The 14417-nt window shown below is 72.1% G+C and carries 13 protein-coding genes; 6 read left to right on the top strand and 7 right to left on the bottom strand.

Going from position 1 to position 14417, the window contains the following annotated elements:
• Positions 1–32: 32 nt before the first annotated feature.
• Positions 33–1172, bottom strand: coding sequence for a site-2 protease family protein (locus KBX08_RS14105; protein WP_210783942.1), 1140 nt, complete (start codon positions 1170–1172; stop codon positions 33–35).
• A 106-nt stretch (positions 1173–1278) separates the two neighbouring features.
• Here KBX08_RS14105 and KBX08_RS14110 point away from each other — a divergent pair, with 106 nt between their 5' ends.
• Both KBX08_RS14110 and KBX08_RS14115 read left to right on the top strand, forming a co-directional pair.
• On the top strand, positions 1279–1560 hold the full coding sequence (locus KBX08_RS14110; protein ID WP_210783943.1) for a hypothetical protein: 282 nt from the start codon (positions 1279–1281) through the stop codon (positions 1558–1560).
• Entirely contained in the window at positions 1557–1967 is a 411-nt protein-coding gene (locus KBX08_RS14115) for a PIN domain-containing protein (protein ID WP_210783944.1), read from the top strand. Before KBX08_RS14110 ends, KBX08_RS14115 begins: the two co-directional genes overlap by 4 nt.
• A gap of 256 nt (positions 1968–2223) precedes the next feature.
• Here the strand turns inward: KBX08_RS14115 and KBX08_RS14120 are convergent, their stop codons facing one another.
• The 3 genes from KBX08_RS14120 to KBX08_RS14130 form a co-directional block, all read right to left on the bottom strand.
• The gene (locus KBX08_RS14120; RefSeq protein WP_210783945.1) at positions 2224–3078 is read right to left on the bottom strand and encodes an alpha/beta hydrolase; all 855 of its coding nucleotides are present in this window, start codon (positions 3076–3078) and stop codon (positions 2224–2226) included.
• 356 nt (positions 3079–3434) lie between these two features.
• The gene (locus KBX08_RS14125) at positions 3435–4346 is read right to left on the bottom strand and encodes a L,D-transpeptidase (RefSeq protein WP_210783946.1); all 912 of its coding nucleotides are present in this window, start codon (positions 4344–4346) and stop codon (positions 3435–3437) included.
• A gap of 75 nt (positions 4347–4421) precedes the next feature.
• Positions 4422–5867 carry an alpha-amylase family protein gene (locus tag KBX08_RS14130; protein WP_210783947.1) on the bottom strand — a complete coding sequence of 482 codons (1446 nt, stop codon included), beginning with the start codon at positions 5865–5867 and terminating at the stop codon, positions 4422–4424.
• A gap of 272 nt (positions 5868–6139) precedes the next feature.
• Here KBX08_RS14130 and KBX08_RS14135 point away from each other — a divergent pair, with 272 nt between their 5' ends.
• The 4 genes from KBX08_RS14135 to KBX08_RS14150 are packed head-to-tail and all read left to right on the top strand — an operon-like array spanning position 6140 to position 10811.
• Complete coding sequence (locus KBX08_RS14135; protein WP_307850548.1) at positions 6140–7786, top strand: ferric reductase-like transmembrane domain-containing protein; 1647 nt, start codon at positions 6140–6142, stop codon at positions 7784–7786.
• On the top strand, positions 7786–9249 hold the full coding sequence (locus tag KBX08_RS14140; protein ID WP_210783948.1) for an NADH-quinone oxidoreductase subunit NuoF family protein: 1464 nt from the start codon (positions 7786–7788) through the stop codon (positions 9247–9249). Before KBX08_RS14135 ends, KBX08_RS14140 begins: the two co-directional genes overlap by 1 nt.
• Before the next feature lie 51 nt (positions 9250–9300).
• Positions 9301–9933 (top strand): thioredoxin-like domain-containing protein, encoded by a 633-nt coding sequence (locus KBX08_RS14145; RefSeq protein WP_210783949.1) that lies wholly within the window; start codon positions 9301–9303, stop codon positions 9931–9933.
• Positions 9930–10811, top strand: a complete 882-nt coding sequence (locus tag KBX08_RS14150; protein ID WP_307850549.1) for a cytochrome c biogenesis CcdA family protein — start codon at positions 9930–9932, stop codon at positions 10809–10811. Before KBX08_RS14145 ends, KBX08_RS14150 begins: the two co-directional genes overlap by 4 nt.
• 47 nt (positions 10812–10858) lie before the next feature.
• Here the strand turns inward: KBX08_RS14150 and serS are convergent, their stop codons facing one another.
• The 3 genes from serS to KBX08_RS14165 all read right to left on the bottom strand — a co-directional run.
• Positions 10859–12142 (bottom strand): serine--tRNA ligase, encoded by a 1284-nt coding sequence (gene serS / locus KBX08_RS14155; protein ID WP_210783950.1) that lies wholly within the window; start codon positions 12140–12142, stop codon positions 10859–10861.
• A 97-nt stretch (positions 12143–12239) separates the two neighbouring features.
• On the bottom strand, positions 12240–13322 hold the full coding sequence (locus KBX08_RS14160) for a MerR family transcriptional regulator (RefSeq protein WP_210783951.1): 1083 nt from the start codon (positions 13320–13322) through the stop codon (positions 12240–12242).
• Between the two features lie 25 nt (positions 13323–13347).
• Positions 13348–14417: trans-acting enoyl reductase family protein (locus KBX08_RS14165; RefSeq protein ID WP_210783952.1), on the bottom strand; the 1070-nt coding region annotated here is incomplete at its 5' end.

The following is a 14417-nucleotide window of genomic DNA, read 5'->3' on the forward strand; positions in this document are numbered from 1 at the left end:
CCGGCGCGGCGTGTCGGGGCAAAACTTCATGATCAACGGGAGGGGGTGGGGGTGCGGAGGGTGCTGCGTTGGACGGCGCGGCTGATGTCGCTGGGGGAGACTATGCCGGTCAGGTGGCCGTCTTCGGTGATCACCAGGGCGCGGCCGTCGGCGCACTCGGAGAGCCGGGGGAGCAGGTCGTTGAGCTGTTCACCGGGCTTGGCCAACACCAGTTGGTCGGCTCGACAGGCCACCTCGGCCAGCGTTGTCGACGCCCGCCGTTCCGGCGGCACGCCCCGCACCCGATCGACGGTGACCAGGCCGGTCGGCCGGCCGTCCTCGGTCAGCGGCAGTGCCGAATGCCGGTACGCGAACAGGTAGTGATCGACGAAGTCCGCGACAGTCATCTGCGCCGAGGCGGTCTGCGGCTGCGGGGTCATCACATCGCCCACCCGAATCCCGCGCAGCGCGGTGCCGGTGCGGGCCTGCCGCTCCTCCATCCCGGCCGCCCCGATCAGGAACCAGCCGATCAGCGCCAACCAGAGCCCACCGAAACCGACCCCGGACAGGAACTGCCACAACCCCAGGCCGATCAGCAGCACACCCAGCACCCAGCCGGCCCGGGCGGCGACCACCGACGCTCGGGTCCGGTCACCGGTGGCCTTCCAGACCGCGGCACGCAGCAACCGGCCACCGTCCAGGGGCGCGGCCGGCAGCACGTTGAAGACGGCCAGCAGCACGTTGATCCCCGCCAGCCAGGCCACCGCCCCGAACAGCAGCCCGCCCTGCCCGGCCAGCGCGACCAGCGCCGCGATGGCACCGAAGAACGCCCCGATCAGCAGGCTGACCAGCGGGCCGACGCCCGCGATGCGCAACTCCGCACCCGGGTCACGCGGCTCGCCCCGCAACTCGGCCACGCCGCCGAACAGCCACAGCGTGATGCCGTCGACCTCCAGCCCGTTGCGTTTGGCCACCACCGCGTGCGACACCTCGTGGGCGAGCAGGCCGACGAAGAACACCACCGCCGCGGCGAGCCCGGCAATCAGGTACGCCACTGGCGACCGGTCGGGGTACGAACGGGGGAACTGGTTCGCGGCCAACCCCCACGCGATCAACGCGAAGATGACCAGCACGCTCCAGTTGACGCCGACCGGCACTCCCGCGACCCGGCCAAGCCGGAAACTGGCCCTCATCCCACCGAGATACCCCAGGCGGGCCTGCCTATGCCAGACCCGGCTGAGCCGGACACGCGGCACTGTCATCCTCTCCGCCTGAGTATGCAGCGGGTAGGCTCAGAGTATGACTCGCCGCATCACCATCAGCCTGCCCGATGATGTCGCCGCGTACGTGGAGCGCACGCAGGGCAACACGTCCGGCTTCATCACCGGGATCCTGCGCCGAAAGATGCGCGCCGACAGCCTTCGTGCCCGTTGGGCGCAACTCGGCTACGTGGTGACCGACGAGGATATCGAGCGGACCCGTTCGCACCTCGCGGCACGAGCGCCGATCACCGACGAACAGCACGCCCGTAACGCCGAATGGCTGCGCCAGTTCGACCAGGACGGGTCGGCTGCCGCGTGAACGGTCTCGTCCTGGACACGTCCGCCCTGCTCGCCTATGCGTCCGGCACGAGCATCGAGCCGGGGGCGATCCTGACCCTCGCCGAGGAGGACCCGGCGCAGGAGGTGTGGATTCCGGCACTCTGCCTGGGGCAGGCCCAACTGGAGGTGGCTGGCACACCAGCGGCCCACCTGCTCGACCTGCTCCTCACTGAGGAGCGGGACATCAAGGTCGCGGTGTACGACGCGCCGACCAGCCGGCGGGTGGCCCGGATTGCAGCGCGGTTCGACGTGCCTCTGGACGTCGCCCACGCCGTGGCGACCGCTGTCCTGTACCGCTGCTACCTGGTTTCCCGTGATCCCAAGCGGGTCGCCCCGGCCGCGCCACCCGATCTGGAGATCCTCGACATCTCCCTGGGCTGGGGCTGAGCCAGCGTCTTGGACGGTGGTGAACTCGCTTCCGCGCAGTTCACCGCCGCCGACATCACGAGCTGGGTGCTGCCCCGCGTCGATCGTGATGGCTCGCTCACTCTGCGCGCCGAAGGTCGACCACAACTCCATGATTGCCGGACCCGGACTCCTCTGCTCATGATCTTGCACTTTCTGTCGCGACACAACGGGCGTTCCACCCATATTGACGACCGAAACTGCAAGATCCGCGCGATCTTCTCGCTCGTGAGACCGGTCAGCGGCGGGGGGTTTCGCTGGCGATGGTCGCCTCCCGGGGCAGGGCCGCCGCGCGCAATGCCCAGTCCAGCGCGTAGTCGGCGATCTGCTCCCAGCCGTCCTGGCCGACGGTGAAGTGTGATCGGCCGGCGAACTGCTCGTACGCGGTGAGGGCCCGGGACTTCTGGTAGAGCCCGGCGTTGGCGCGGACGACCGACGCCGGCACCACGTGGTCGACCTCGCCGGCCATCAGCAGCAGCGGCGCCCGGTCGGTACGCCCGACGTCGACCCGGGCCGGCGAGCGGGGGTCGAGGTTGGCGAACGCGCCCTCGAAGAAGACCCGCCCGGCACCGGGGACGGCGTAGCGCCGCCAGGCCCGGTCGGAGTCCTCGCGACTCATCGTGTTGCCGAAGGTGTAGGCGAAGTCGTCGGGGGTGAACGGGACGGCTTTGCCGCGGTTGGCGGGGCTGCGCAGGATCGGAAAGCCCGAGCGCAGCTGACTCAGCGGCACCTTGAGCACGCCCTTCACCGCAGCGGGGTGCACTCCCACCACTGCCGCCCCGAGACCCCGGTCGGCGAGGATCTGGGCGAACAGGCCACCGAACGAGTGCCCCATGATGATCGGCGGTCGGGGTAGCGCCCGGATGATCCGGTCGTAGTGCGCCACGATCGTGGCCATGCTCTGCTCGGCGATCGGGGCCGGATCGTCGCGCAGTTCCTCCACGGACCGGTCCATGCCGGGCCAGGCGGGGGCGATGACGTGCATGCCGCGCTCGGTGTACCGCCGGGACCACCCCTCCCAGCTACGAGGCGTCATCCAGAGCCCGTGGATCAGCACGACCGTGTCGACCTGACCCTGCGGCGTGGCACCCATCGCGTCCTCCCGGTGTCGCGGTTCGGCCCGGCGGTTACCCGCTGTGCCCGTCCGGAATCCGGCCGCCCTGACAAATGTCACGGTCGGGGCGTGACGACCGCTCCGGGCATCGGGGTACGCCCGGCCGGAGCATCAGTGGCATGATCAGTACGCATCCGGCTGTCGAGGTGGACGGCCTCACCAAGAGCTTCGGCGAGGTCACCGCTGTCGATGGTTGTGCCTACGAGCGCAGCCGGGCCGCCCTGCTCTCGCTGGAGGAGGACCTACAGTGGTCGCCGAGGTCGGCTGGGCCGACGCGATCCGGGTCGCCGAGCAGAACGGCTGGCTGCTCGGCGAGTGACAGTGCGCTCAGGCGCTCAGGCGGTCGGCGGTGGGGCGGCCAGTTGGTCGACCACGACGACGCTGCTGCCGGGACGGACCTCGGCGAGCAGTTCCCGCTGACCGCTGCGGGTCAGCCGGATACATCCATTGGTGGTGTTCTCGCCCAGCTCGCCGTCGTGCTGCCAGGTGTGCACCCCGATGTGCGCGCCGCGCAGCCCGGACGGCACCGACTCCGGGTCGTCGGGCACCGAACCGAGGGCGTAGATGTCCACCCCGCCGTAGACCTCTTCCGGGGGTGGGGTGCGGCCCAGGATGAAGGTCCGCCCCAGTGGAGTCTCCTGGCCGGACTGGCCGAGGCTGACCTCCCAGGAGCGCACCGCCCTGCCGGCCCGGTACCAGGTGAGCCGGTGGACCTTGCGTTCCACCACGATCTGGTCGCGCAGCGGCACCGTCTCGAACCCGCCCGGCGGCAGCCAGGCGAGCCGTCGGTTGGCCGAGGGCAGCAGGACGGCCGTCCAGCCGGCGCGCCGCTGGGCGATCGGCATGGTCAGCTCGACACCGCGGATGGTCGGTTCGAGGAAGGCACGCGGCCGACCGCCGGGCGCGTCGTAGGCGGCGATCCGCCGGGTCGGGTGCACGCCGTCGGTCAGCGGTGTGACGTCCATGGTGTTCGGGTCGGCGGGGAACCCTCCGGGTGCGGGGTCGTAGTCGACCACCGGCAGCCCGTCCGGGGCAGGCGCGGCCGGGGGGATCGACTCCTCCGGGCTCTGCTCCACACTGCTCGGTGTCGGGTCGGCCGCCACCACGGTGCGGTCGTCGGGGGCCGTCGAGCTGGGGGTGAGAGCCTGGCCGACCAGCAGCGCGGTCACCAGCAGCGCGGGTACGCCGATCGCGGCGGCCACCCAGACGCCGCGACGGCGGTACGGAGTCTTTCGGTCAAACGGCACGAAACTACTCTATGGTGGCGGATGCGTCGGGGCCCCCGGTTCGGCGAGACCCGCCGTCCGGAGGCCCCTGTCGAATCAGATCCGTGCGCCGATGTGGATGGCCACGGCGTCGTGCGCCGGCACGTTCGCCGCGAACCAGCCGCTACCGTCCACCGTGATCACCGGTCCGCTGCACGTGCCGCCCGCGTAGGTGCCGTGGATGACGTCGCAGTATCGACCGGCGGGCAGCCCCGTGTAGTAGGAGCGGCCGTTCACAGCGGCGTCCTCGTCGTTGACGGTGAGGAAGCCCTTGCCGCTGCGGCTGAACGCGATGTGGTTGTTGCCGTTGTCGTACCAGTTGGCCACGCCGGCGCCCTCGGTGGCGTTGCGGAAGCCGACCATGTTGGCGATCACCGGCCAGCGGTGTTCGCACTCCCAGCCGGAGTAGCAGGTGGTGTTGAGCGTCTTGTTGGCGCCGTCCGACGGTGGGCCGGCGTCCCGGTTGCTGAAGGTGTAGCTGGACATGACGGTCGGGGAGCCGTACGGCCAGGCCAGCATGAAGGCGTTCGCCAGCGCGTAGATGCCCCGGTCGCGATAGGTCAGCACCCCACCGGAATCGCGTTGGGTGTCGTGGTTGTCCACGAACACCGAGGCCGGGCCGGTCGGTAGGTGCCCCCAGCCCTCGCCGAAGTTGCGCAGGTACGCCAACCGCTCGGAGCGGAACACCCGGGCCAGGTCCTTGCCGTAGCGGAACTCGTGCACGTCACCGTTGCCGGTGTACTCGGTCGGCTGCACCGGCTCGCCGGCGCCGTGGATGACCTCCTGCACGATGTACGCGGAGCGGGACAGCTTGCCCCTGATGGCGGCGATGTCGGCGGCCGGCATGTGCTTGCTGGCGTCCATCCGGAAGCCGTCGACGCCGAGCGAGAGCAGGTCGTTGAGGTATGAGGCGATCTTCGTGCGGACGTAGTCCGACTCGGTCCTCAGGTCCGACAGGTTGACCAGCTCGCAGTTCTGCACCTCGTACCGGTCGTTGTAGTTGGCGATGTCGTCGCCGCCGTTGCGCCCACAGTGGTGGAAGTCCTGGGTCTGGTAGATGCCCGGATAGTCGTAGTGCGAGTAGGACGAGCCGGCCCAGCCGGTGCCGCCGTTGTCCTGACCGGACATGTGGTTGATCACCGCGTCGACGATCACCTTGACCCCGGCCGCGTGGCAGGTGTTCACCATCGACTGGAACTGGGCCCGGGTGCCCTTGCGGGACTCGATCCGATAGCTGACCGGCTGGTACGCCAGCCACCACTGGTTGCCCCGCACGTGCTCCTGCGGGGGTGAGACCTGCACGAAGCCGTAACCCTTCGGGCCGAGGGTGCTCTGGCACTCGCTGGCCACCGAGGGCCAGTTCCACTCGAAGAGCTGGACGATGACCTTCTTGCCGCCGGACGGGGCGGCGACGGCCGGGGGTGCCGTCACTGCGGTGGGGACGAGCAGGCTGGCGATCAGGCCGAGGGCGAGGAGTGCCGAGCCGCGTCGACGTCGGTGCATGGGGACTCCTGACGGGAGCGGGAGGTGGTGGTGCGGTGGGGGATTGCCGGCTTGCCGGAATCTTGCAAGCTTGGCTGAAATTTGCTGAAAGGTTACAAGCGTGTTGCGGCGACTGTCAATGCATGGACGTTTGTCACTGTCCGGATCGGTGGTGGAAGCGGGGACAACGCACGGCCGCGCCCCTCGGTTCGATTTCGGCCCAGAAATTTCCGTCGACGAGTGATCCGCGCGCCCCGCCGGTCCGTACTGGATGGGGGAGCAGGGGTCGGCCGGTGGTACGCCGCCGCGAGACGATCGAGGAGCAGATGGCCCGGGCACAGCAGGACAAGAAGGCGGCGACGGTCCGGACCAGCGCCAGCAGTCGGGGGGTGCGGACCCCGTCGCGGTCGGCGAGCGCCCTGCTGATCGCGTCGGTGCTCGCCGCGCTCTGGGCGGCGATCATGCTGACCGGCGCCGGTCAGACGGCGTACGCGTACGGCTTCTTCTTCACCGAGTTCTTCGCCGGGGTGGTTTCCCTGGTGGCGTTGAGCCTCACCGTGATGCTCGGCCTGCTCGCCACCGACCGGCTGGTGCTGCGCATCTCGCACCGGGTGCTGATGCAGTCGGCGCACCGGGCCACCGGCGTGCTGGGCGTGGCCGGGCTCGGCTTCCACGTCCTCACCAAGATCGCCACCGGGCGGGCGGCGGCGACCGACGCGCTGGTGCCGTTCGTCGGCGGCCGAGGGCTCTACGTCGGGCTCGGCACTGTGGCCGCGCTGCTGATGGTCAGCGTGATCTGGACCGGCATCATCCGGGCCCGCTTCGCCGGCGTCGGTCCGAAGTGGCTGTGGCGCACGCTGCACTCCACCGCGTACCTGGCCTGGCCGTTCGCCGTCTTTCACGGCCTCAACGCCGGTCGGGCCGCAGCGCCCTGGGTGATGTTCAGCTACCTCGGCTGCATTTTGCTGGTGGTGCTGGCCCTGCTGGTCCGGTTCTCGGTCACCATCGGTCGGCGCAGCCGCGAGCAGCACCAGGCAGCGGTGCGCAACGCGGTGATGGCGGGCCGGGCCGAGGAGGCGAAGACCGCCAGATCGCTGCTGGCCGGGTTGGGTCGGCGCAGCAAGGCGGCGGACAAGCGTCCCGCCTGGGCGGACACCACCACCGCCACCTGGGCCGCCCCGGCCGCGCGACGTGACCCCGAACGGTTCACCGTCCCCGTGGTGCCCGAGCCCGGCTCCCTCGTCGAGCCGGCCCGGCCGAGCCGACGTCGCCGGGAGGAGGAGCCGGCCGCCCGCCGCGACACCGAACGGTCCTCGCGCAGCCGGCGGGCCGAGGAGACCACTACCAGCCGATCGGCCCGCCGCAGCGTGGAGGACACCGGCACGTTCCGACGCGACGAGGAGGAGCTGGAGCCGGTGACCCGGCGGCGCGGCTCCCGCACCCGGGACGAGGCCGTGCCGACCAGCCGGCGACGCGCTGAGGAACCGGCCCCCGAGCGGTCCCGTCGCCGGTCCCGCAGCGAGGACGACGGCAGCCGCTACTCGGCGCCGCCGCAGTCGACCTTCGACGAGGCCGAGGAGCCGTGGGACAGCCCACGCCGGTGGCAGGCCGACGAGCCCATCTCCGCCGGCCCGATCTCCGTCGAGCCCATCTCAGCCGGCCCGATCTCCAGCAGCCCGATCTCGTCGGCGCCGCGCAGCGGAAGCGGCCGGCACAGCGCCGAGGACGACCTGCCCGAGGAGCCGGACTACTGGCGGCCGCCGGCCCGGTACGTGCCGGACGAGGTGGCGCCGCCCGTCGACGACACCCCGACCCTTGTCGACCTGGCGTCCCGCCGTGCTCGACGGGCAGCCGGCGAGGGCAAGTCCAAGCGCCGCAAGGCCAGCGCCGACGCGGTGGACGGGGCGTACTGGGCCGGGCTGCGGGGTGAGGCGAAGTGATGCGGACCGCCGTGCCACCGGTCGCCTGTGTGGGCGAACCCCGGCTCACCGCCGGCTTCGCCGAGTACGGCCGGCTCGACCTGCTCGCGCACGAGGAGGTGCACGGACCGATCGGCCCGATGGAGCCGGCGCAGCTGCTCCAGCTCGCCGAGGGCATGCAGCTCAAAGGCAAGGGCGGAGCGGGTTTCCCGTTCGCCCGCAAACTGCGCGCGGTGCTGGAGTCCTGCGAGCGGCAGGACCTCGCCGCCGTGGTGGTCGTCAACGCCACCGAGGGGGAGCCGGCCAGCTGGAAGGACAAGGTGCTGCTGACCCGCGCCCCGCACCTGATCCTGGACGGCGCGGCGCTGGCCGCGTACGCGCTGGACGCCGACGAGATCGTGATCGGCGTGGCGGACGACGGGGTCGGCCGGGACTCGCTGATGGAGGCCCTCGACGAGCGCCGGATGCCGGTGCAGACCACGATCGTCACGGTGCCGCACCGGTTCATCTCCGGCGAGGGCGGCGCACTGGTCAACGGGATCAACGGGCTGCCGCACATCCCGCCGGGCACCAAGAAGCGCTCCAGCGACTCCGGGGTCAGCGGCCTGCCCACCCTGCTGTCCAACGCCGAGACGTACGCCCAGCTCGCCGTCGGCGCCCGACTGGGCCCGTACGAGTACGCGGCGCTCGGCACCGACGACGAGCCGGGCACCGTGCTGCTCACAGTGACCGGTGCGGCGGGCCGGCCGGCGGTGGTGGAGTGCACCGCCGGTATGCCGCTGCGCGACGTCCTCGACCTGTGCGAGGTGCCGGCCACCCAGGGCATCCTGATGGGCGGCTACCACGGCAAGTGGATCACCCCGGAGGCGGCGGAGACGGCCGAGGTCTCCCGCAAGGGCCTGGCCGCCGTCGGCGGCACCCTCGGCGCCGGCATCATCGTCCCGCTCGGTGTCGACACCTGCCCGCTCGGTGAGGCTGCCCAGGTGGTGCGCTACCTGGCCGGCGAGTCCGCCGGCCAGTGCGGGCCGTGCAAGATGGGCCTGCCGGACCTGGCCCGCGCCGTGGACCTGGCCGTCGCCGGCAGCCAACCGGCCGACGTGGTGCGCGCCGCCGCCGGCGAGGTGAAGGGCCGAGGCGCGTGCAGCCACCCGGACGGCACCGCCCGGTTCGCGCTCTCCGCGATCGAGGTCTTCGCCGAGGACCTGCGGCTGCACAGCACCGGCGACGGCTGTGGCCGACGGGTCAAGGGCGTGATGGGGCTGCCGGGCGCACCCGACGCGAACCCGCAGAAGCTCACACTGGACTGGTCGCGCTGCGACGGGCACGGCCTCTGCGCGCACGTCGTACCGGACTTCATCCGGCTCGACGCGAACGGTTATCCCGCCTTCCCGGCCACCCCCGTGCCGACCTGGCTGCGCGAGGGCGCGCTGAAGGCGGTCAAGGTCTGCCCGGAGTTGGCTCTCCGACTCGCCAAGGCCGAATAGCGAAGCCTCAGGCCCAGCAGGGGTCCCTTCCGGACCGGAACGGAGAAGCGGATGCCGATCAGCAGGGCGTGGACAGGGGCCGGGCAGCTTCGCCGTGCCGCCACCGCCGGGGCGCTCGTGGTGGCGCTGCTCGGCGTTGCCGCCTGTACCGGCACCGCGCCGGGTGGGCCCGCCGCGGCCGGATCGGCCCCGGCCTCGACCGGCGCGCCGCCCACGTCGACCAGCGTCCCGCCCACGCCGACCGGCGTCGCGACCGGCGTTCCACCTGCGGCGCAGGTCCCGGACGTGCTGCGCTTCACCGGGACCACCCTCGGTGGGGCCGCGTTCGACGCGGCACAGCTGGCCGGCAAACCGGTGGTGCTGTGGTTCTGGGCGCCGTGGTGCGCCACCTGCGCCAGCCAGGCCTGGACGGTGGCCGAGATCGAACCCCGGTACCGGGACACAGTGCCGATCGTGGGCGTCGCCGGGCTGGGCGAGCGGAAGGCCATGAAGGAGTTCGTCACCGAGTTCGACCTCGGCGCGACGCCGCAGATCGAGGACACCAAGGGTGCGCTCTGGAAGCGGTTCAAGGTGACCGAGCAGAGCATCTTCGTGATCATCGACCGGAACGGCACTGTCGTCCACCACGGTTTCCTCGACGGTGAGGCGCTCACCGCCAAGGTCGCCGCACTGGCCGGGGCGTGACCGCCACACTGCTGCTCGCGCTGACCGCCGGCATGCTCGGCGCGGTCAACCCGTGCGGCTTCGCGTTGCTGCCCGCGTACCTCTCGCTGTTGGTCGCCGGGAAGTCGGACACCCGCGGCGCGGTCGGCCGCGCGCTCACCGCGGCGGCCGGGCTGACAGTGGGGTACGTGCTGGTGTTCGGCGCGTTCGGCCTGGCGCTCGCGCCGCTGGCCGGCTGGCTGCGGCCCCGGCTGCCGTGGCTGACAGTGGCGCTCGGCGTGCTGCTGGTGGTGGCCGGCTGCTGGCTGCTCGCCGGTCGGCGGCTGCCCGCCCCCGGCTGGTCCGCCCGGGCACCCCGGCTGACCCGGTCCTGGCCGTCGATGGCGCTGTTCGGCGCGGCGTACGCGCTGGCGTCACTCGGCTGCGCCATCGCGCCGTTCCTGGCGATCGTGGTGACCAGCCTCCAGGCCGGCTCGACCGGTCAGGGGTTGGCGCTGTTCGGCGCGTACGCCCTCGGGATGGGTCTGGTGGTCGCGGTCGCCGCGCTCGGCGTGGCGCTGCTGCGCGACGGCCTGGTGGCCCGGCTGCGCGTCGCCGGTGCGCTGGTGCCCCGCCTCAGTGGCCTGGTGCTGCTGATCGCCGGCGGCTACGTCGCCTGGTACGGCCGCTACGAGCTACGCCTGGCCGCCGGCCACCGCGAAGCCCTCAACGACCCGCTAATCCAAGCGGCGTCCCACCTGCAACAAACCCTGTCCAAAACCCTGGACACCCTAGGCCCAACCCTGCTCGTAGCCGCCCTAGCGGCCCTCCTCCTAACCGCAGCCCTGCTGAAGCGCTCCCGCCCCCGCCCTGTTGATCATGAAGTTATTGCCATGACACGCCGAGGCGAGCGGCAATAACTTCATGATCAACGCCGGGAAGGGCGGGGGTGAGGGCTGGGCTGGGTTTAGCGGGGGGTTAGGCGGTCGGTGCCTAGGCGGTCTTGGAGGACCTTGGGGACCAGGACGCTGCCGTCGGCCTGCTGGTACTGCTCCAGGATGGCCGGGAAGAGCCGGCTGGTGGCCAGCGCCGACCCGTTGAGGGTGTGCACGAAGCGGGTCTGCTTGCCGCCCGGCTCGCGGTAACGGATGGCCGCCCGACGAGCCTGGTAGTCGCCGGCCCAGGAGACCGACGACACCTCCTTGTACTTGCCGGTGCTCGGCATCCACACCTCGATGTCGAGGGTCTTCTTCATCGAGGCGCTGGCGTCACCGGCCGAGAGCAACGTGCGCTGGTAGTGCAGACCCAGCCCCTCGACCAGGCTCTCGGCGTGGGCGAGCATCTCCTCCAGCGCCGCGTCGGCCTGCTCCGGCAGGGTGAACTGGAAGATCTCCACCTTGTTGAACTGGTGCCCCCGCACCGTGCCGCGCTCGTCCGAGTGCGAGCCGGCCGACTCCCGCCGGTAGCAGGGGGTGTACGCGAACGCCTTCAGCGGCAGCTTCGGGGTCTCCAGGATCTCGTCCTGGTACGCGCCGAGGATCGCCGTCTCCGACGTGGGCAGCAGGAACTGGCCACGCGGAGCGGACGCCGAGTCCAGGTGGTAGACGTCGTCGTAGAACTTGGGGAACTGCCCGGCGGCGAAACCGGCCGAATCCAGCAGCAGGTGCGGCGGGAGCAGGAACTCGTAGCCGGCCTTGATGTGCTGGTCGACGAAGTAGTTGAGCAGCGCCCACTCCAGCCGGGCGCCGACCCCGGTGTAGATCCAGAAACCGGACCCGCCGAGCTTGACCCCGCGCTCGTAGTCGACAAGGCCCAACGCGCGGCTCAGCTCCACGTGGTCGCGGACCTTCTCGATCACCGGCGGCTCACCGAAGGTCTTCACCACCCGGTTGGCTTCCTTGCCGCCGGCCACGACGTCGTCGCTGGGCAGGTTGGGCAGCTCACTCATCGCGTCGCGCAGCCGGGCCTGCACCTCGTCGAGCTGGGACTCCAGCTCGGCGAGCTGCTTACGCTCCGCCTCCGGCGCGACGGCCTGCGGCTCCTCGCCGGCCCGCTTCGCCTGCGCGTACGCCCGGGCCTCGGCCTTGCGGCGCTGCCGCTCGGCGTCGATCTCCGTGATCAGGGCGCGGCGTTCCTGGTCGAGCCGCTGGATCTCGTCCAGGGCACGGGTGACCTCGGCGGGATCCAGACGCTTCGCCAGCGCGGTCGCCACCGCCTCGCGATCCTTCCGGATCAACTCCATGTCGAGCATGCTGCTCCGTACGCCTCCGTCCGGGGTTCACAGGTGAACCAGCAGATGCTACCGTCGCGGGCTTTTCCTCCCGGGACGGGGAGTGCTGGCCGCCGGCTCAGAGCCGGATCGGCATGAGTACCGAGTAGGTGTCCGCGTCGTCCGGTCGGCGTACCGCCAGCGGGGCGATCGGCCCGTCCAGCTCCAGCACCAGTTGCGGCGCGCCGGCCGCGTTCAGCGCGTCCAGCAGGTAACCACCGTCCACCCCGACCCGCAGCGCGTCGGTGCCCAGGTCGGCGGCGGGAAGCAGCCGCAGGCCGCCCCGGTCGTCGACGCCGAGCACCGTGACCTCCCGGGTCGTGCCGTCGTGGTCGAGGGCGACGGTGGGGGCCGCGGGGTCGGCCAGCGCGGCGCGCAGCGCGGCCACGTCCACCGGGATCCGGCGCGCGGTCGGCCGCTCACCGACGGACCTGCGCAGCAGCCGGTGGTAGTCCGGGAAGTCGTACGGCAGGGCGGCGCCGGTCAGCGTGCGGTCGGCCACTCGCACCCGCAGGTCCGCGCCCGCCACTGTCAGCCGTACCGGCCAGGTGTCGGTGGTGTCGAGCAGTGGCCGGAGCTGGTCGACGAGGGTCACCGGCACGAACACCCGCACCGGCGGCCCGTCGACGTCGGCCCCGGCCCGAGCCAGCGCGAGCCGGTACCGGTCGGTGGCGACGAGCCGGACGCCGTCGGACTCCACGTCGAACAGCACCCCGGCGAGCATCGGCAGCTCCCTGTCGACGCCGACGGCGAAGCGCACCGCGTCGAGCGCGGCGGCCAGGGCGGCGGGCGCGACCAGGAGGGTGGTGGCGGTCGGCGGGGCCGGGTCGACCAGCGCCCGGAGCCGGTCGGCCTCGCGGCGGGCGTCGCTGAGCCCGTCGGCCAGCCGGCGCAGGTGCGCGTCGAGCAGTTGGTGCACCACGGCCGGCTCGGCGCGCACCGCGGCGGCGATCTCCGGCACCGGCATGCCGATCCGGCGCAGCCCGGCCACCAGCCGGGCCGGGGCGATCTGCTCCCCGGCATACCAGCGGTAGCCGGTCACCGGGTCGACCACTGTCGGCTCCAGCACCCCCGCCGAGTCGTAGAAGCGCAGTGCGCTGACGGTCAGGCCGCTGGCCCGGGCCAGCTCGCCGATGCTGTGCAGGTCGCTCACGCTGGGCATCCTGCCCCCTCGACCCGGTTGAGGGTCAAGCCGCGGGCTCCAGAGTCTCCTGCTTGAGCACCCGGAAGGTGAGCCCGGCCCGGACGAGCCGGTCGAGCAGCGCGTCACCCATCGCGGCGACCGGGGTGAGCTGGCCGGCGGTCGACGGCAGCTCGTCGAGCGCCAGGCACAGCGCCGACTCGGCGAGCATCTTCGCCGTCTCGTCGTAGCCGGGGTCACCGCCGGCGACCTCGGTGACCACCCGCTGCCCGCCGCCGGTGCCGACGAACCGGACCCGGAACCAGGACGACGCTCGCTGCTCCGCTGTGGGCCCCTGCCCGGACGCGAGCCGGCCGAGCAGCCAGCGTCGGCTGGGCGGCAGCTTCACCAGCCCGATCAGCGCGCCGAGCCCGGCCGCGCCGGCCAGCACTGTGGGCAGCCGCTTCACGGCGGCGAAGTGCCGGTAGCGGAAGTCCGGGCCGTACTCCGGGCGGGCCGCGGCCGAGCGGCGGACCACCTGCGGGTCGAGGGTCGGCAGCGGCACCGTCCAGATGCCCAGCTCCGCCGAGCGGGCCAGCCGGCCGGGCACCGCCCGGACCCGCCGGTCGGTGGGGCGCGGCTCGACCGCCCGACGGGCCCGGGCGGCCTGGCTGGCCTGCCCGGTACGGGAGAACGCGGTGAGCGCCGAGTGGTAGGTGCCGGCGGAGAACCGGCCGCCGGCGCGCACGTACCCGTCCACTGTGATCGGGACGTCGGCGGGCAGCTGCTTGACTGTGAACCAGACGCCCAGGTCGTGCGGGACGGAGTCGAAGCCGCAGGCGTGCACCAGCCGCGCGCCGGTGCCTGTCGCCTCGGCGTGGTGACGCACGTACATGAGGTCGACGAACTCCGGCTCGCCGGCGATGTCCAGGTAGTCGGTGCCGGCCCGGGCGCAGGCCGCGACCAGCGGCTCCCCGTGGTGGATGTACGGGCCGACCGTGCTGGCCACCACCCGGGCGCTTCCCGCCACCGCCCGCAGGGAGTCGGCGTCGGTCACGTCGGCGGTGAGCAGCGGCAGCTCGGCCAGGCTCGGGTCGACAGCGGCCAGCCGATCCCGTACGGCGGCGAGGCGCTGCG

Origin of the sequence: Micromonospora sp. H61 (genome assembly GCF_018070325.1) — a bacterium.
In the GTDB taxonomy this organism is placed as follows: domain Bacteria; phylum Actinomycetota; class Actinomycetes; order Mycobacteriales; family Micromonosporaceae; genus Micromonospora; species Micromonospora salmantinae.